19 protein-coding genes are annotated in these 18,724 nt (G+C 33.1%); 5 read left to right on the top strand and 14 right to left on the bottom strand.

What is annotated here, in order from left to right; genetic code table 11:
- Positions 1–61 precede the first annotated feature (61 nt).
- Positions 62–1,060 carry a tRNA modification radical SAM protein MnmL/YtqA gene (mnmL, locus tag HNP90_RS01640; protein ID WP_011977126.1) on the top strand — a complete coding sequence of 333 codons (999 nt, stop codon included), beginning with the start codon at positions 62–64 and terminating at the stop codon, positions 1,058–1,060.
- A gap of 17 nt (positions 1,061–1,077) precedes the next feature.
- On the opposite strand, the gene HNP90_RS01635 is transcribed toward mnmL, so the two are convergent.
- Together HNP90_RS01635 and HNP90_RS01630 are read right to left on the bottom strand one after the other, a co-directional pair.
- On the bottom strand, positions 1,078–1,680 hold the full coding sequence (locus tag HNP90_RS01635; RefSeq protein WP_011977125.1) for a DUF366 family protein: 603 nt from the start codon (positions 1,678–1,680) through the stop codon (positions 1,078–1,080).
- 97 nt (positions 1,681–1,777) lie between these two features.
- Positions 1,778–3,121 carry an S-layer protein gene (locus HNP90_RS01630; RefSeq protein WP_011977124.1) on the bottom strand — a complete coding sequence of 448 codons (1,344 nt, stop codon included), beginning with the start codon at positions 3,119–3,121 and terminating at the stop codon, positions 1,778–1,780.
- A 106-nt stretch (positions 3,122–3,227) separates the two neighbouring features.
- On the opposite strand from HNP90_RS01630, the gene pyrE reads away from it, so the two are divergent.
- A complete protein-coding gene (gene pyrE, locus HNP90_RS01625) occupies positions 3,228–3,785 on the top strand; it encodes an orotate phosphoribosyltransferase (protein ID WP_011977123.1) in 558 nt (185 codons plus the stop codon).
- A 35-nt stretch (positions 3,786–3,820) separates the two neighbouring features.
- A complete protein-coding gene (locus HNP90_RS01620) occupies positions 3,821–5,089 on the top strand; it encodes an amidohydrolase (protein WP_011977122.1) in 1,269 nt (422 codons plus the stop codon).
- 8 nt (positions 5,090–5,097) lie between these two features.
- Here the strand turns inward: HNP90_RS01620 and pstK are convergent, their stop codons facing one another.
- The gene (gene pstK / locus HNP90_RS01615) at positions 5,098–5,871 is read right to left on the bottom strand and encodes an L-seryl-tRNA(Sec) kinase (RefSeq protein ID WP_011977121.1); all 774 of its coding nucleotides are present in this window, start codon (positions 5,869–5,871) and stop codon (positions 5,098–5,100) included.
- A gap of 88 nt (positions 5,872–5,959) precedes the next feature.
- Between pstK and HNP90_RS01610 the strand changes: the two genes are divergently transcribed.
- On the top strand, positions 5,960–7,660 hold the full coding sequence (locus HNP90_RS01610) for a bifunctional NADP phosphatase/NAD kinase (protein WP_011977120.1): 1,701 nt from the start codon (positions 5,960–5,962) through the stop codon (positions 7,658–7,660).
- A gap of 20 nt (positions 7,661–7,680) precedes the next feature.
- Here HNP90_RS01610 and HNP90_RS01605 read toward each other — a convergent pair whose 3' ends face one another.
- From HNP90_RS01605 to HNP90_RS01595, 3 genes are read right to left on the bottom strand one after another with little or no spacing between them, the layout of a single operon-like run.
- Positions 7,681–7,839 carry a hypothetical protein gene (locus HNP90_RS01605; protein ID WP_155810740.1) on the bottom strand — a complete coding sequence of 53 codons (159 nt, stop codon included), beginning with the start codon at positions 7,837–7,839 and terminating at the stop codon, positions 7,681–7,683.
- A 12-nt stretch (positions 7,840–7,851) separates the two neighbouring features.
- Positions 7,852–9,228: a TldD/PmbA family protein gene (locus tag HNP90_RS01600; protein WP_011977119.1), complete on the bottom strand. Its 1,377-nt coding sequence runs from the start codon at positions 9,226–9,228 to the stop codon at positions 7,852–7,854.
- A 44-nt stretch (positions 9,229–9,272) separates the two neighbouring features.
- The gene (locus HNP90_RS01595) at positions 9,273–10,670 is read right to left on the bottom strand and encodes a lactaldehyde dehydrogenase (RefSeq protein WP_011977118.1); all 1,398 of its coding nucleotides are present in this window, start codon (positions 10,668–10,670) and stop codon (positions 9,273–9,275) included.
- 136 nt (positions 10,671–10,806) lie between these two features.
- Between HNP90_RS01595 and HNP90_RS01590 the strand changes: the two genes are divergently transcribed.
- The gene (locus HNP90_RS01590; protein ID WP_011977117.1) at positions 10,807–11,610 is read left to right on the top strand and encodes a mechanosensitive ion channel family protein; all 804 of its coding nucleotides are present in this window, start codon (positions 10,807–10,809) and stop codon (positions 11,608–11,610) included.
- A 21-nt stretch (positions 11,611–11,631) separates the two neighbouring features.
- Here the strand turns inward: HNP90_RS01590 and HNP90_RS01585 are convergent, their stop codons facing one another.
- The 8 genes from HNP90_RS01585 to cfbB all read right to left on the bottom strand — a co-directional run bounded on the left by HNP90_RS01585 (position 11,632) and on the right by cfbB (position 18,625).
- Complete coding sequence (locus tag HNP90_RS01585) at positions 11,632–12,117, bottom strand: MogA/MoaB family molybdenum cofactor biosynthesis protein (RefSeq protein ID WP_011977116.1); 486 nt, start codon at positions 12,115–12,117, stop codon at positions 11,632–11,634.
- On the bottom strand, positions 12,110–12,955 hold the full coding sequence (locus tag HNP90_RS01580) for an ATP-binding cassette domain-containing protein (protein WP_011977115.1): 846 nt from the start codon (positions 12,953–12,955) through the stop codon (positions 12,110–12,112). Before HNP90_RS01580 ends, HNP90_RS01585 begins: the two co-directional genes overlap by 8 nt.
- A gap of 62 nt (positions 12,956–13,017) precedes the next feature.
- Positions 13,018–13,791, bottom strand: a complete 774-nt coding sequence (gene cbiQ / locus HNP90_RS01575) for a cobalt ECF transporter T component CbiQ (RefSeq protein ID WP_011977114.1) — start codon at positions 13,789–13,791, stop codon at positions 13,018–13,020.
- Positions 13,792–13,804: 13 nt separating this feature from the next.
- Positions 13,805–14,098, bottom strand: coding sequence for an energy-coupling factor ABC transporter substrate-binding protein (locus tag HNP90_RS01570; RefSeq protein WP_011977113.1), 294 nt, complete (start codon positions 14,096–14,098; stop codon positions 13,805–13,807).
- Complete coding sequence (locus HNP90_RS01565; RefSeq protein WP_011977112.1) at positions 14,098–14,775, bottom strand: energy-coupling factor ABC transporter permease; 678 nt, start codon at positions 14,773–14,775, stop codon at positions 14,098–14,100. Before HNP90_RS01565 ends, HNP90_RS01570 begins: the two co-directional genes overlap by 1 nt.
- A gap of 192 nt (positions 14,776–14,967) precedes the next feature.
- Complete coding sequence (hacA, locus tag HNP90_RS01560) at positions 14,968–16,224, bottom strand: homoaconitase large subunit (protein WP_011977111.1); 1,257 nt, start codon at positions 16,222–16,224, stop codon at positions 14,968–14,970.
- Positions 16,225–16,334: 110 nt separating this feature from the next.
- The gene (locus HNP90_RS01555; protein ID WP_011977110.1) at positions 16,335–17,267 is read right to left on the bottom strand and encodes a diadenylate cyclase; all 933 of its coding nucleotides are present in this window, start codon (positions 17,265–17,267) and stop codon (positions 16,335–16,337) included.
- 14 nt (positions 17,268–17,281) lie between these two features.
- A complete protein-coding gene (gene cfbB, locus HNP90_RS01550) occupies positions 17,282–18,625 on the bottom strand; it encodes a Ni-sirohydrochlorin a,c-diamide synthase (RefSeq protein WP_011977109.1) in 1,344 nt (447 codons plus the stop codon).
- Positions 18,626–18,724 lie beyond the last annotated feature (99 nt).

Here is an 18,724-nt window from a genome sequence, read left to right as displayed (position 1 = left end):
CATATAACAATATAAACACCAATTATTTAATATATCCTATAATTTAGTTTTCGGTGGTTTCATGAACACGGGCGCTCAAATCTACAGAAATAGTAGTGGTTCAATAGATAAAAATATTGTAGATAGAATTTACGAAGAGGGTTTTTTAATAGCCCAGTACGGACTTTACATGAAAAGAGAAAGAGATTATAAAACATTCAAAGTTCCAGTTGATGCAGGATTTTCGTGCCCAAATAAAGATGGTACAATCGATACAAGGGGATGTATTTTCTGTCCAAAAATGGGTCGTTCGATAAGTGTTGAATATTGCAATGTTAAATATTCGTTAAAAGATCAGATTGAGGCCCAGATAAAACAAAATAAGGAAAAGGGAATTGGAAAATTTTATGTTTATTTTTACCCTGGAACCAATACTCACGGAACGCCTGAAAAACTAAAAGAACTTTGGGATTTTGCACTTTCTTTTGAAGATGTTATTGGAATTTCAATTGGAACAAGACCTGACTGTCTCGAAGACGAAAAACTCGATATTTTAGAAAATTATGTAAAACAGGGATATGAAATCTGGATAGATCTTGGAGTCCAGACTATGCATGATAAAACTCTTGATTTTTTAAATAGAAAACATTCTTCAGATGATATAAGGCGAGCTGTTATAGAATGTAAAAAAAGGGGGATTTTGGTGTGCGGACATATTATTTTGGCGCTTCCAAATGAGAATTGGGATATGATGATGGAAACAGCAAAAGTTTTATCTGATTTAGAAATAGATGCACTAAAAATATACCCGTTAGTGGTTATTGAAAATACGGAACTCGAAAAAATATACTGGAAAGGGGAATACAAATCACTTGATGAAAAACAGTATATTCATTTAGTTGCAGATTTTTTAGAACATTTATCCCCTTATGTAATTATTCAGAGAGTTTCAAAAGATAAAGTACCTGATGAAATAAAAATATCTCCGGAATGGTCTTTAAAGAGACTCAGAATCTTAAATGAAGTTTCAAAAGAGCTCGCAAGAAGAAATTCAAAACAGGGTTCAAAATACAAAAAATAAAAACAATCAAATTTAAATTAAAACAAAGGAAGCGTTTTTCGAATATCTTTTTCAATTTTTGACATTTCTTTTGCATATTCTTTGGCAATTTCTTCCATAACTTCAAAAGCATTTTCAATTCCAATATCATTCAACCCAACTGCAGAAACGTGGGGTGGAACACCATCACTTTTTACATTTATTCCAAGGTGGATTTTTCCAGAACTAATTCCCCTACATGCAATACATACAGATAACTTTTTTTCGTTAAAATAAAGGTCGTCTCCAGATTTTTTCAGTTTTAAATTGGATTTATTTTCAATTATGTCTTTTGCAATTGATACGAGAATCCGCTGTCTTAAATAAGTCATTTTCAAATCCGGATTATCAAAATGTTCGACAATAAAGTTGATGGCTTCTGATGATTGTATCGGAGTTTCTATATCTTTTTCTTCTTTAACATCTTTTAAATCTTTCATATTTTCTATTTTAACATTCATTGGACCAATAAATCCAACAATGCTATCTTTTTGAACATCAAATGTTTTAAATGCCCAGAGAGGTTCAATTTCTTCTCCAGTATAGGTTTTAAATTCTTCTAAAATAATTGCAGAAATTGTATCAAAATCGATTTTTTTCATAAAACCACCGCGAAATCTTTCTTTTGAGATTTATTTAAGAAAGAATAAAAAATAATAGTTATGTTAAGGGAAGTCAAGAAACCGTTAGGTTTTTGGATTAGATAACACTCACGCTATCGTCACCAGTTAATTTCACAACTAAATTGCCAGATCCAGAATAAAGACCTTGATTAAGTGCTAAAACACAGGCTTTTGTTCCATCCCTATCAGATCCTGCAAGAACGAGAATTGTACTTTCTGAGTTATCTGGATTGGTAATAGTTTGAATTACTCCTTTTCCTTCTCCGGGATAGTCATTTGAAACTTCAACATTTAAACTATCTTGGATGCTTTCTGTAACTTTGTTTGAAAGAGGTCCACCAATTAAAATTAAGTCTGATGAAGCACTTAAAAGATCATCCTGGTCAACTAACTGGACTGAACCTTGGTAATCGACAATTTCACTATATTTTTTATTATTTTTGTAAAGATATAGTTCATCATCCCAGTCATCATCTTCGTCGTTTTCTAATTTTACGGCAAATATGTTATTTCCGAAGTATTTTGTACCTTCATCCATATCAAATTCGTAGTTTAAATTCTGTGTGACTGTAAAAAATACTGTTAAATCTTCTTCACCTACATCTGTAAGTTCCACGTTATAATTTAATAATTCAAAGTTTTTTGATAAACTTTTAGGACTTTCGTATTCTAAAGTTATTGTTTTGCCATCGAGGTCCGTATCGAAGTCATTGTATCCTGATATAGTTTCTCCATCTTCAAGTTCGAGGGAATCATAGATTTCAAAGAAAAAATACGGTGTATTTCCATTTTCAAGATATTCATCATAATAAATCGAAACTGTTGAGCCCTCTACAAAGTAGGTATCATCAGGATACATTTTGACATTTTCAATTCTATCGTTGCCCTCGTAAACGCTCATTAAAATTTCTCCAGTACTGTCTTTACCGATTATTTTAAATGTGTATGCGTCGTAGCTAAATTCTTCGGTAGTTTCAGTATCTTCAACTTTATTTCCGAGAACTATTTTTTCATCTTCATCGTATTCTATCAGTTTATACGTTTTTCCCATAAATGTTACTTCGTCTCCTTCATCATCTGATTCGAGGTCTTCTTCATATTCGAAGGTTTTGTATGTAACTGTTTCGCCAGATTTTGTAAATTCTACTAATAAGTTACCTTTACCGTCATTAATTTCAAATTCATCAAGTGCAGGAACGTTATATATTATGTTTTCAGTAACAACAATTTCATTATCAGAGTTTACTTCTAAAGTTCTTTTAGTGTAGTATTTATCCATTAAAAGCTCTGCGTATTCTTTATCAACTTTTTCGCTGTTTACTACGATTAGGGGGTCGTCTACAACCATACCGTAATTTATTGGTATAGTGCAGAGTGCTGTTAAAACAAACAGTGCTATTAATTTATTGGGGGCACTCATTCAATCACCATGTACTGTTTTGAGAAAAGATATATCTACTACCTTAATATAATATTCAAATAGCATTTATACTTTACTTTTTTGTTTGGATTATAAGGTGATATTTTTGGTAACAGCGGAAGAACTCAGTTTAAAAAATGAATTGATAAGTTTATTGAAAGATGTAAATTGCGTGAAGTTTGGTGACTTTACATTGGCCTCCGGAAAGCAGAGTAAATATTACGTAGATATTAAAAAGGCTACAACAAACCCGAAAGTTTTAAAAGCAGCTGCAAAACTTGTAAATTATTATGTTTCAAATGAAAATGTTGAAAATTTAAAAATTGCAGGGGTAGAACTTGGGTCAGTTTCAATTGCAACAGCAGTTTCCTTAGAAACAGAAAAAGACCTTTTAATAATTAGAAAAAAGGCAAAAGAATACGGAACAAAAAATAAAATCGAAGGGGAATTAAATCCTGGCGATAATGTAATTGTAATGGAGGACGTTACAACAACAGGTGGAAGCGTTTCAAAGGCAGTGGATGAGATAAGGGCAGCTTCTGGAAACGTTAAAAAAATTTACGTAATTGTTGATAGACAAGAAGGCGCAAAAGAAAATTTAGCTCAAAATAATGTTGAATTAGTTCCTCTGGTTACAATCGAAGAACTAGGACTTAATAAATAATTTATAACTAATCTTTAAATTTTAGGTAGGTTTTCATGATTTTAGTAAAAGATGCAATTATAAATGGAAAAAAGCAGGATTTACTTGTTGAAGGAAATATTATTAAAAAAATTGGAAATATTTCAATTTCAGAAGTTTCAAAAGACGAAACCGAAATAATCGATGGAAAAAACTGTGTTTTAATTCCTGGACTTGTAAATACACACACTCACGTTCCAATGTCTCTTTTCAGGGGAGTTGCAGACGATATCCCTTTAATGGAATGGTTGAGTGGACACATCTGGCCAATGGAATCAAAATTGAATGAAAAAATCGTTTACGCGGGAACTCTTCTTGGAACTGTTGAAATGATTAAAAGCGGAACAACTGCATTTAATGATATGTATTTTTTCCTCGATTCGATAATTAAAGCAGTTGACGAAACAGGAATTCGATCAACAATTGCATACGGAATGATTGATTTATTTGACGAAGAAAAAAGGGAAAAAGAATTAAAAACTGCAAGAAAATCCCTTGAAACAATTAAAAACTTAAATAATTCGAGAATTACGGGAGCACTTGGGCCTCATGCGCCATATACATGTTCAAAAGAGCTTTTAGAAAGTACGAATACACTTGCAAGAGAATACAACGTTCCAATTCATATTCACATGAATGAAACATTAGACGAAATAAATCAAGTAGTCGAAAAAACAGGAATGAGGCCTTTTGAATATTTGAATTCATTTGGATTTTTCAATGACGTAAATACGATCTGTGCGCACTGCGTTCATTTGAGCGATTCAGAAATTCAAATAATGAAAGAAAAGAATATTTTTGCAGCACACAATCCAGTAAGTAACTTGAAGCTTGCATCCGGAGTTTCACCGGTTTTAAAATTACTTGAAAACAACGTTCCAGTAACTCTTGGAACTGACGGCTGTGGAAGTAACAACAATATGAATTTGTTCGAAGAGATAAAAGCAGCAGCTTTGATACATAAAGGCGTAAACTTAAATCCTGTAGCAGTAACTGCAAAAGAAGCGTTTGAATTTGCAACTTTAAACGGTGCAAAAGCATTGAATATTAATTCCGGAGAAATAAAAGAAGGAAAGCTTGCAGATTTCGTGATTATAAATATGAAAAAGCCTTATTTAACACCTAAAGAAAATATCGAATCACATCTGGTGTATTCCTTCAACGGTGTAGTCGATACAGTTGTAATTGATGGTAAAATTGTGTTAAATGATGGAAAAATGGTTACTATCGATGAAGAAAAAGTTTATGAGCTAGCAGAAGAAGCATACCTTGAATTAACCAAATAAAAAATTTTTTAGTTTATTTTTAAATTCTTATTCAAGTAATCTAAAAAATCCTTTTCAATTTTTTTCAAATCCATTTTTTTGGATTCAATTTTCTTACAGTCCTTTAAAAACGATTTTCTAATTTCAGAAACTAATTTTATATCTTTTTTATTAATTTTTTCAGTTTTTATTAACTCTCCAACAATATTTCTTGTAATATTGTCGATTTTTTGCAAATCACTTTCAACGGAGTTTGAATTTGAAATTTTATCTTCTTCAATTTTTGAGCTTTTATTTTCGGCTATTTTCAAAATTTTACTTAGAATTTCGTTATGATCTATTTTTTCAGTAGTATCCACTGTAATATCTGGCAAATCCCATGCATATTTGGTTCCAGGAGTATCGAACTTTTCATACATATTTTTTATGACTTCGTTTGGGATTTTCTGTCCTCTTTCAATATTTCGTTTCAAAAGTAAGTCCAAAGGCGCTTTAAGATATATTGTAACGTAATTATTATCGCATTCCTTTGCGATGTTCATTAAATCCCGTCTTTTTGAATTGTAATAATTTGTATCATCTACAATAACACTAAAATTGTTTTCAAGTGCGTTTTTTATCAAATAACTGTTTGAATCCCTTATAAATTCTTCATAAGATTCTTTCCAAACTGGAAAACTTTCCCTAACTAAATCTGTTCCAAGTATGATGTTGTCGATATTTTTTTCAGCCATCTTTTTTGATATTGCTTTTGAAAACGTCGATTTTCCAACTGAAGGAAGTCCAGTTAAGATAATTAGCATCTGTTCACCGTAATTTTAGTTTCCATTTTATTTTTGTGTTTTGTTATTTATTTATAATAATTAATAGTTATGTACTATTGGTGAAAAAATGGACATGTTGGACATGGCTTTGAATATTGCCAAGGACATCGAGAAAAGTGTTAAACCTTTAATCGGATGGGAAAAATCTAACGAAGTCGTCAAAATCGGGGCAGATGGTACTCCGACAAAAAGAATTGATTTAATTGCGGAAAATGTTGCTATAAACTCGATAGAAAAGGTTTGTTCGGCAATTTTAATAAGCGAAGAAATCGGATTTAAAAAAATAGGCAAAAATAAGCCAGAATACGTTATAGTCTTGGATCCTGTTGATGGGACCTACAATTCATTAAAAGATATTCCTTTTTATTCTGCAGCAGTTGCAATCGGGCGAATTGATAAATTTGCAGATAATTTTGAAGAAATGCTAAAAAATCTTAAAATGAGCGATCTAGAAGTTGGGGTAGTTCGAAATATCGCAACAGGGGATACTTATTACGCTGAAAAAGGAAAAGGTGCGTATCTTTTAAAGAAAGGCGAGAAAAAATCAATTTCCATTTCAAATTCTTCTAATTTAAAAGATTCTTCAATAGGGCTTTTTGCACACGATATTTCTTTAGATACTCTTAAATTTATAAAAGATAGAAGATTTAGGAGAATCAGACTTTTTGGATCTATTGCCCTTGAGATGTGCTATGTTGCAAAGGGTGCACTCGATGCATTTATTAATGTAAATGAAACAACCCGGCTTTGCGATATTGCAGCAGGATATGTTATAATTAAAGAAGCTGGGGGGATTGTAACCGATAAGAATGGTCAGGAAGTAAATCTTGATCTCGATGTCAATTCGAAAGTTTCAGTGATATGTTCAAATGAAATACTCCATAAAAAGCTTGTAGGGATATTTGGAAACCGCTGGAGAATTAAACCAACAAACTTTGGAATAATTTCAAGAATAGATAATGAAGAATCGATCGCGGTTGCTCTTGATGTCATAAATTATTTGGATTCAAAAGGGATAAAATACGAGCTCGATAGTGGAACGTATAATGCGTTAAAGGATCGTTTAGTTAAAGAATGCAATGTTATCTCAAATATTGAAGAGATATCCCATATGATTTCCATCGGAGGGGATGGAACAGTACTTCGGGCATCTAAAATGATTCGTGGAAACGAAATCCCAATAATATGTATAAACATGGGTACAGTTGGGTTTTTAACTGAATTTAGCAAAGACGAGATATTTTCTGCAATCGATTCAATAATCTGCGGATGTTATAAAGTCGAGAAAAGAACGAAATTAATGGGTTTTGCAAAGCTTTCCGATGGTAACCAACAAATTTTAAGCGACTCTTTAAATGAAGTCGTGATTACAACTAAAAATCCTGCAAAAATGCTTCATTTTGAAGTATATATCGATGGAAATCTTGTAGAGGACGTAAGGGCTGATGGGATAATCGTTTCAACTCCAAATGGCTCTACAGCATATTCTTTGAGTTCTGGTGGTCCGATAATTGAGCCAACGGTTGAAGGATTTGTAATTGTTCCAATATGTCCGTTTAAACTTTCATCAAGGCCTTTAGTGGTAAATGCAAATTCTGAAATAAAGATAAAACTTTTGAAAAAATCCACGTATGTTGTAATTGATGGAAACACAGAATTTGAAGCAAAAAAAGGCGATGAAATAGTTTTGAGAAAATCTGAATCAAATGCTTACTTTGTAAAAGGAGATAATTTCTACAACAAGTTAAAAAAATTAAGTTTAATGTAAAACTAATTTTCTATTCTTTTTTATTTTCTTCTAAAAACTAGATTTTTTAGGAAGTACTTCATTTTAAACGCTAAAATTATGAGAATTAATAATGCAATAATTAGGTAGATTAAATCTAGCGTGATATCAAATATGTCCTGAAATAGTGCATTTATTAAATTACTGGCTAATTCATCCATATTTTCACGAATTTATGAAAGTGTAGTTTTCGTTCTAACACTTCCTCCTCCGTCCCCTACTGGAACGCTCTGGCCCCCTTTTCCACAGTATCCTACACTTAATTCGAATTCATCAGATATTGCATCTATGTGGTGTAAAATATCTAAAATTTCACCACTGAGTCCTGCATCCCTTAATGTTTTTGTCAAAACTCCATCTTCAATTAAAAATGCTTCAACAGCGTTAAACTGGAATAGTCCTTTTCCAGTATCGACCTGTCCCCCTCTTGATCCTTTTAAAAATATTCCTGTTTTCGTATCTTCCAAAAGTTCGTCAAATTTCCAAGATCCAGGCTTAATGTATGTGTTACTCATTCTGACAATTGGTCGACTAAGCCCATCAGCTCTTGCATTTCCTGTAACATCCATATTAAGTCTTCCAGCAGTTTCTCTTGAATGCAAGTATCCTTTTAATACCCCATCTTCAATTAAGGTAGTTTTTTCCCCCTTAACTCCTTCGTGGTCGTATTTATACTGCCCAAACGATTTTTCAATCGTGGCATCATCAATTACAGTTACTTCTTCACTACCGACAGAAGTACCAATTCTATCTAAAAATACGCTATCGTTCTGTAACACAAGGTCTGCTTCAGCAGCGTGACCAACAGCTTCGTGAATGAATACTCCTGCAAGTTCTGGATCTAATATTACATCAAAAGTTCCTTTTGGACAGCTTTCAGCAGTTAGTAGTCGTATTGCCCTATCCTTTGTATTTTTAGCCATTTCTTCTATTTTCGCATTTTTAATTATTTCAAATCCGTTTCCACCGATTCTATCAAATGCAAATTGCAATGTTCCATCTTTTGCAATAGCAGTCATTCTTAAAAGGGCCTTAACACTTTCATTTTCTATTTTGGTTCCTTCACTAGTCATTAAAATAGAATGTCCTTCCCCGTCACTGTAACTTACAGAAGTGCTAACTATTTTTTCTCCAGACATGTTTTCGTGTGCCGATTTTAAATATTCCTTTTTTTCTTCGATTGAGACGTTTTCAGGATGAATTTTTACATCAGCTTTTATATTGTCGCAAATTACAGGAACATCTTTTAATTCAATTGATTTTTTGGTGTGAGTATTTGATATTTTTGCCATGTTGTGTGCTTTTTTTATTATTTCTTCAATATTTTTCAAAGAAACATTATTTGAGGTTGCAAAACCCCATCCGTTTTTTTCAAGTACCCTTATAATCACGCCAGAAGCTATTCCCGAAGAAATTTCATCGATTATTCCGTCTTTTTGGATAATATTGTTTGATTCACCAGATACAATTCTTAAATCCGCATAAGTTCCAATTTCGAGTAATTTTTCAAGTTTTTCAATGTTTAAATCAAGTTCGTTTAAAAAACTCACAATTTCACCAGTTTAATAATGACATAAATCTGCTTTTCTTTTAATTAAATGTTATGAATTACAACCGTTTTAGTCTCGCACATTTCTTCTACAGTATATTTTATGCCTTCTCTTCCAAGACCACTTTTTTTGACCCCTCCAAAAGGCATATTGTCTTTTCTAAATGTGGGGCTGCTATTTATCATTATTCCGCCGTATTCAAGTGAATCCGCTATTTTCATGGCTTTATTTATATCATTGGTGAATACACCTGCTTGAAGTCCATATTTAGAATTATTTGCAATAGATACTGCTTCTTCACTATTCTTTACTTTTAATATCGGTAAAACCGGGCCAAAAGTTTCAATTTTTGATAAAAGATTGTCTTCATCAATATTGATTACAGCGGGAAAAATTAAGCTGTTTTGCCTATTTCCTCCAATTAATAATTCTCCGCCTTCGTTTACGGATTCTTTTATCAAATTTTCAATCCTTAGCGCACTTTCGGGGCTTATGAGTGGGCCGATATCGGTTTTAGTATCAAGCGGATTTCCTAAAACGAGGTTTTTGGTTTCATCGATAATATATTTTGTAAAAGTTTCTAAAACTTCTTCTTCAACGAGTACCTGTCCAACCGAGATACAGACCTGTCCTGCATTTAAAAATTTACTTTTAACTGCGGATTTAGCAGCTAATTTGATGTCGGAATCTTTTAAGACTATCATCGGGTTATTTCCACCGAGTTCAAGTGTAACTTTTTTCATTTTCGCATTTTTTGATATGGATTCCCCAATTTCAACGCTTCCAGTAAAAGAAACCATATTTATTTTGTCGTTTTTTGAGATTTCATCGCCTACAATATCCCCGTTTCCGGTTGCAAGGTTAAATACTCCTCTTGGAATGTCCATCTGTTTTAAAACATGTTCTATAATTTTCGTAAGGTATATTGCAGCAATCGGTGCTTTTGACGAAGGATGTAATATAACAGAGTTTCCAGTGGCAATTGCAGGGCCAATTTTGTGTGTTATTAAATTCAATGGAAAATTGAATGGAGTTATTGCCCCAACTACTCCCAAAGGTTCCTTTTTTGTAAATATGAGACCATTTTCCGAATTGATTGTTTCTCCACGAAGTTCCTTTGCATAGAATGCAGAAAGCCTAAATGCAGTCAACGTTCTATCAACTTCTATTTTGGACTGTTTTATTGGTTTTCCAACATCAATTGAAATTGTTTTTGCAAATAGATCTTTTTTTAAGCTAATCTGTTCTGCAATTTTCATTAAAATACTGTATCGTTTCGAAGGGCTTAAATTTTTCATTACTTCTTTATTTTTTTCCGTAATTTCAATTGCATTTTTTGTTTCTTCCCTATCAAGAGCAGTTATTTTTTCGATATTTTTGAGTGTGTACGGGTCAAAAACATCGATATCATCTCTTATAATCCATTTTCCATCGATAAACATAAAAGTTACACCTGCAATTTCAGTTGAATAATACTACTGTGTAATCGGTTATAAATTTTAGCGACTTAAGTAATATATTTAAAAATATATATTTGAAAATCAATAATTTATGGTATCCATGTCGGAGGGGATACAAATGCCTATTTCATTAATGGGTTATACAATATCTATAGATCTGTTTTTAATTGTTAAGGCCATTTTAGTACTTGTTTTAGGGTATTTGGCTGTAAAAATTGTATCTGGGATATTAGAAAAAGGGGCTAAAAAAAGTAAGATTCCAGAACTTGTTTCTGAATTTGTTATTAAACTATTTAGCGCAATACTCTATGTATTTGTGATACTGCTTGCAGTAGGTCTTTTTGGTGTTGAAACCGGACCAATAATTTTGGGACTTTCTGCATCACTTGGTCTAATTTTGGGTTTTGGCCTACAAGATACACTTACAAATTTAACATCTGGGCTTTGGATTGCAGTTATGAGGCCACTTGATAAGGCAGAAACTGTCCAAATCGGCGGAATGACTGGAACCGTTGTCGAAGTTGGAATTATGGCAACCAAACTTTTAACTCCAGACAACGTAGTTATTACAATTCCAAATAAGTTGGTTTGGGGAAGTCCAATAACCAATTACACTAGAATGGACATAAGAAGAGTAGACGTTGCTGTCGGAGTTAGCTACGGTGAAAATTTAGACAATGCAGTATCTAAAGCACTCGAACTTATTTCCGGACATCCTTTAGTATTAAAAGACCCTGCACCAGCAGTAGCTATAACAGGTCTTGGTAGTTCGTCAGTAGATTTACAGCTTAGGGCATGGACAAAAACCAGTGACTACTGGACTGTAAAAGGAGATCTTACAAAAGGAATCTATGAAAAATACGGAAAAGAAGGTATCGAAATTCCATTCCCGCAGATGGATATACATCTCCACAAATATTAAAAAATAATTTTTATATCTTTTTTATTTAATATGGCCAATAATGTGGCTGGTTTCGGTTTTAATAATATCAAGCGCTGTTTTACAGGCATTAATCGATCCAGGAATGGAATATATAATTTTTTCTTTGTAAATTCCAGCAGATGCTCTTGAAAGAACTGTTGAATATTTTACTTCACCGTAGCTTAAATTATGGAATATTATTTTAAATCCATCCAGTTCTTTTTCATACATGCCTTTTACAACATCGGCAGTATTGTCTCTTTTAGAAAGTCCTGTTCCACCTGTAATTACAATGGAATTAACATCTGTAAACTCGACGATATGTTCGATTAAGCCTTCTAACATCATTTTATTATCTGGAATTAAATGGTATATTTTTGCATTCAATTCATCCCTTAAAAAATCCCCCGATTTATCGGTTATTTCAGTTCCTGCAATTTTTTCATTAAATCGGCTGTCACTTACAGTAATTACTGCATATTTTATATCTGAAATTCTTTCATGCATGATTAATTCCCCCGATAAATTCTTTGATATTTCTTCTTGCTTCCCCTATGGTGTAACCCATTTTTATCCCTAAATGGTCTTCATTTTCTAAAAGTTCTATCAAATGTGCAACTCTCGGGAGCCTTAAATGTGCACCCCTAACCGTTTCGGAGTCACTGAAAACTTCTTTAGGGGTTCCTCCTTTGATAATTTTTCCTTTATTTAGTAAATAAACTTTATTTGCATATATTGGAACTAAATCTACGTCGTGAGTGGATATGACAATTGTTATTCCCTTTTTATTTAAATCATATAGTAACTTCATGATCTGGGATGCCCCCATCGGATCAAGTCCCGAAGTTGGTTCATCAAGAACAATAATTTCTGGATTCATTGCTAAAATTCCTGCGATAGCGATTCTCTTTTTCTGGCCACCACTTAAATGATGTGGAGGTTTTCTCTCAGAACCTTCCATTGAAACGGCTTTTAATGAATCTTTTACTCTTTTTTCAATTTCTTCTTTCGAAAGTCCGAGATTCATCGGTCCAAATGCAACGTCCTGTTCAACAGTGGGGGCAAAAAGCTGGTCGTCAGGGTTTTGAAATACAATTCCAACAGTTTTTCTAACATTTAAAAGCGATTTGTTGTCATATTTTATAGGTTCGCCTTTTAAAATTACGCTACCGCTACTTGGTTTTAAAATTCCGTTAAAATGGAGAAACGTAGTAGATTTTCCAGCCCCATTTGGACCTAAAATTGCTATCATTTCCCCTTCTTCAGCTTTAAAATTAATTCCGTTAAGTGCGACAGTTCCGTCTGGATAAGAATACTTTAAATCTCTCGTTTCCAAAATCGCCATTAAATCACCTTAGATGAATATATTCATAAAAGTATAAAAAAGTTAAATTTGAAATTGCGGCTTTAATATATTTTAATGTAATTTAAAGACAGTAACAGTAATTCAAATATGCCTATAAGCACAATATAGCCTGGGTTCGGATAGGACATATTTCCAAAAAACATTAAATCTCCATCGTAGCCTCTTGAATTGAGCGAGTTATAGATTACATCGCCTTTATCGAGTGCTTTTATGAATAAACTTCCCGCAAGTAATCCAAGGGAGTGGTATGACGTTTTGAGAGTTTTGTAGCCGAGTCTTGTTTTCTGCGCATTTTCCATTGTAAAAGCTTCTTCTAACAACACAAATATGCAACGGTACATCATCATCGCAATTTCTAGCATGTTTTTTGGTATTTTGGACTTTTTCAAAATGCAGAAAATTTCCGTGAACGGGGTCGTCAGCGCTAAAAATAGTGTGCAAGATACTCCACCAAGCATCTTAAAAAATGTTAAAAGTCCAAGACTAAATCCGTCTTTTAGTAAATTAATTGTAATTCCGAAAAAATCGAATGTCATGTAAATTTCGGTTCCAAATAAAAAAGTCATCATTACGAAAGTAATAATTCCAAAAATAACAGGTATTGCTAATAATTTTAAATAAACATTTTTTGGTACTTTTGCAGCAAAAATAACTACAAAACCCATTATAATTGTGATTAAAAGAGGTACGATGAAAGTTTTAGAAAAAACACTGACGAGCAGTGATGAGATTGCAAAAATAACCTTCAAGGTAGGATTAACTGACCCCAAATTGTTACAATTTGCAATGCTATCAATCAAGAAACTGTTCGTCATATTTTAACCAATTTTAGTTTTGATCATCATATTTAGCTTTGTTGTATCCAAAGAAGTATCCGATGATTAAAGCACCTATTGCAGCTTGAAGCGCAAATAAGAGACTTTCAATTTCCCCACTTGGAGGTTCCCAGAATGGTTCAAACCAAGGTTCGTAATTTGGACTGATTTCCATGATCAAATCTCCAGCAGCGCCATCTGCACCACCGAAGTATCCTTCATCTTCACCAAGACCTGAGTACATGATCAAAGGTGCTAATGTAAGAATTATAACTCCGAGAATCATTAAAACGTGTTTAAATTCCATTATTCAGCACCTCCTTCAGCTTTTGCAGGCTCAATAAGACCAAGTTTTGCAAGGAGATCTGGTCTCAATTTCATAATGTAGTCCCAGATAAGTCCTGTTAACAAACCTTCCATAATTGCAAGTGGAATTTGTGTTACTGCAAATACGGTTCCAAAGTTTGCAAGAGCAGTTCCAAAATCTGGTAATGGGTATGCTAAAGCAAGTTGGATTGATGTTGTAACGTATGTTCCCCAGTCTGCAAATATTGCAGCGAGTACAACAACCCATGTAATATTTAATTTTCCTTTTAACAATTTAAACACTAAAAAACCAATTGCTGGGCCCATAATTCCCATTGAGAATATATTAGCTCCTAATGTGGTCAATCCACCGTGTGCAAGTAAGATTGCCTGGAACAATAATACAATTGTCGCAAGTACTGCTGTAATTGCTGGACCGAACATAACTGCACCAAGTCCACCACCAGTTGGGTGTGAACAACTTCCAGTAACTGAAGGAAGTTTTAACGAACTTAATATGAACATGAATGCTCCTGCGAGCGCCAATGTAGGTTTAACTTCAGGTTTGTCTTTTATTAATTTATTTAACTGGATTATTCCATATATTACGACAATACCGGAAAGTAAAAACCAGATTGCAGCCCACATCGGAGGCAAAAAACCTTCCATAATGTGCACTTTATCACCTATTAAAGATAAGTTATATTAATTTACAGTTATCTTTAACAAAAGATGTTATATATTGATTTCGGTTTAGTCTATTTTATTTTAGTAACTTTAACCTATCTTTAATAGGGGTATTGATACTATATAAATATGCATTAAAAGAGAAAAAAATGATTATTATTACTTTTTTATTAATTTTATTACTTATTCGTTTGTGATGTATCCTTTAACTGCAGATTTTGCAGCTATTTTGGGAGATGAGAGGTAAACTTCCGCTTTAGTGTTACCCATTCTGCCTTTAAAATTCCTGTTAGTTGTAGCAAGACATACTTCTCCATCACCTAAAACACCCTGGTGGGCTCCAAGACAGGGTCCGCAGCCTGGAGTGCAGATTAACGCTCCAGATTCTACAAAAATATCGATTAAGCCTTCTTTTAACGCTCCTGCAAAGATTGATTTTGATGCAGGAATTACAATTAATCTAGTATTTTCATTAACTTTCTTTCCTTTCAAATATTTTGCAGCAATTCTTAAATCATTTAATCTTCCGTTGGTGCATGAACCAATGAATACTTGATCCAATTCTGTTCCCGATACTTCTGAAACTCCTTTTACATTGTCTGGATTGTGTGGGCATGCAATCTGTTCTTCCATATCGGTTATATCAAATTCAATGGTTTTGTAATAGTTTTCTTCGGATTCATTAACCGTTATTTTATTCTTTTTTAAATTAAGAATTTCTTCACGTGAAACTCCTGCATTTTCGAGGTATTTGTATGTGGTGTCATCGGCTTCGATAATTCCGGCTTTTCCACCCATTTCGATTGCCATGTTTGATAAAACCATTCTTTCGTTCATTTCTAGATTTTGAACCGCGTTTCCACCGTATTCCAGGGACATGTATGTGGCGCCACTCCTTCCAACTTCCTTACAAGTTTTTAAGATAATGTCTTTTCCAGAAATATTTTCGTTTTCTCCAGTTACATTTACACGAATGGTTTCAGGAACTCTGAGCCATGTTTTTCCAGTCGCATAGACAAAACCCATGTCAGTTGCACCAAAACCTGTCGCAAAAGCACCAAAAGCACCATGCGTACACGTGTGGCTGTCAGCCCCTGCAATTATCATGTTTGGCTTTACATGACCTTTTTCAGGAAGTACTTGATGGCATATCCCTTCTCCATCAAGGTAGTAATTTTTAATGCCATGTTTTTTAATAAATTCTCTCGTTATAACCTGCATGTTCGCAGCTTTTGACGTGTTTGCAGGGATATTGTGGTCAAAAATAATAACTATCTTTTCGTTATCCCATACTTTATCAGAAATCTGTTCAAAAGCTTTTACTGTAAGTGGTGTAGTCCCGTCATGAGTCATTGCAATATCGACGTCTATTTCAACGCTATCTCCAGCATAAACATTTTTTCCAACATTTTTAGAAATGATTTTCTCAGCAAGTGTCATAGATTCTCACCATAAATTCATAAGATTAAAAAGCGTACTTCATAGGTTAGGTGTTATTGATTTATAAATATGGGGGTTTAAATTAAATTTTAAAAAAGAATTATTTAGGATTAATATGAGTATTCGGTATCATTACTTATTTTTTTAGGTTTTATTTCAGATAGTATTTCTCCGTTTTTAAAAATTCTTATAACCCCGCCGCTTTCTGAAATAGTAATTGCAAGGGCATTAGTATATTTTGAGATAGTTGCAGCAGCGTGATGTCTTGCACCAAGGCCCAGTGGAAGTTCTATATTTCCACCGCTACAGCTTATATAACGACCAGCACAGAGTACTTCCCCTTTCTCACCAATTATAAATGCACCATCTATTGTGGATAATTCTTTAACTGTTCCTTTAACCTGTTTATCAAATATAAAAGATTCATGACCTTCAAAAGGATTTAAAATCAATTGTGATGACATTTTTAGAACTCTTTCTGAATCACCGATTACAAATATTGAACCAACAGGGGTTCCCTCCCTCCCTTCAACTGCAAGTTCCATACAAAGGTTTAAAACTTCATTGATAACTTTTCCTTTCGTTTTTTCAATTGTAGATATGTATTCATAATATTTGAGGATCTGAGGGTATTCGTTTACTTCAAAGATAGATATTGTGTCCGTTCCACCCGTAACTTTTGGAATACCAAGTATTGATACAACAATATCTCCTTTTTTAACAATATTATTTGAAAAAAGATTTGTTACAGCTTGTTTTATCATCGAAGACCTATCATCATTCCGATATGTCATCAAAAGCGGTATAATTTTGGGTTCATTTTTTAACTTCAAAAAAGTTTCTTCATTTGGTGTAGTTACAACTACTTTTAAACTTTTGAAGTCTTTTGATGACCTGTTTTTACGGGCCCTTTTGTAGATTGCTTCCTGATCTTTGTAATATTCGTAAGTTCGTCCGGTTTCAGTAAATATCAATAGAATATCTGCACTAATATCTATTGCAAGATTGAAACCATGTTTTAATAAACTTTTGACTTTATCCATTTGGTGCACCGGTTTTAGATTTTAGAAAGGCTCGCTGCAAAGTAGGGATTTCCAATGCAGTGCTGGTGAGCATAACCTCCAACGATGTCGCCACCTTTTGAAGTTATTCCATCCATGGAGTTTATTATTCCTTTTCCCCTATTTATCCTATATGAAAAGTCGTTTTCATTAATATTTATTAGTTTTGAATAGTGGAATTCATGTGCTTTAAATTCTTTAGATTTTTCACCGATGATACAATCTTTTTCAAAAGTTCCTTTGACATAACTTAAGCCCTGAACGTTTGGGGTCATTACCGCATTTGCATCTATCAATTTCAACATTTCTTTACCATCAATGGAGTTTGTAAGGTACATCAGCCCCCCACATTCGCCGTAAATTTTTCCATCAAAATTCCTAATTGAATCAATCATAGATTTATTTTCTGAAAGTTTTTCTGAAAATATTTCTGGATAACCTCCACCAAGATATATGGTGTCACAATCTGGAACTTCAGAGTCATTTAACGGGCTAAAAAATTTTAGTTTTGCACCGTTTTCTTCCATTGCATCGAAATTATCCCAGTAATAAAAATTAAATGATTCATCAAACGCAACAGCAATTTTTGAATTATTTTTTTCAACTTTCCAGAGAGTTTCATCCTTATTTTTTTCATCAACGCAAAAATCGAAACTTTTATCACTTAATTCCACTATTTTTTCAATATCGAGACATTCTTCAACAGTATTTCCCCATAAATCTATTCTTTCAAGTAATCCTTGCTTATTTTCCGGGGTGGGAACAAGTCCAAGATGCCTTTGGGAAACAGATAACCCTTCATCCCGCGGAATTGCACCAATTATTTCGATTTCATTGTCATAATATTTTACAGCTTCTTTTAATTTATTTAAGTGTCCTTCACCCCTAATTTTATTGAAAATAACACCTTTAATGTTTAATTCAGTATCAAAAGATTTAAAACCTTTAATTATTGCAGCAGCGCTTCTCGTAAGGCTTCTTGCATCCATTAATAAAATTACCGGAGCATTCAATGTTTTTGCAACTGATGCAGTACTGCCAATATCGTTATATGGTGAAATTCCTTCGTATAATCCCCTCACACCTTCAATAACGCTTATATCTTTATTTTTAGAATGTTTTTTAAAAAGTGATCTAATCTGCAATTTATCCATAAAAAATGAATCTAAATTCCTCGATTTATTTTCAGTAGCTTCTGTATGATATGTGGGGTCTATGTAGTCAGGCCCGATTTTATATGGTTGCACGTTATTTTTTTTAGAGAGTGCTTTCATTATTCCGGTCGATATGGTCGTTTTTCCAACCATTGAAGAAGTGCCTGCAATAACTATTCTTTTCATGTTTTTCACACAATTTTAAAATGAATAATAATTCCTAAAATTTATAAAATAATCATAAACTAAATATATTTTAAAAACATAAAAAATTTTTGATATTTT

It is taken from the genome of Methanococcus maripaludis (assembly GCF_013760955.1).
Taxonomy (GTDB): domain Archaea; phylum AGJL01; class Methanococci; order Methanococcales; family Methanococcaceae; genus Methanococcus; species Methanococcus maripaludis_A.
The sequence above is the reverse complement of the archived record's forward strand: the minus strand, read 5'-3'. Positions and strand labels throughout refer to the sequence as shown.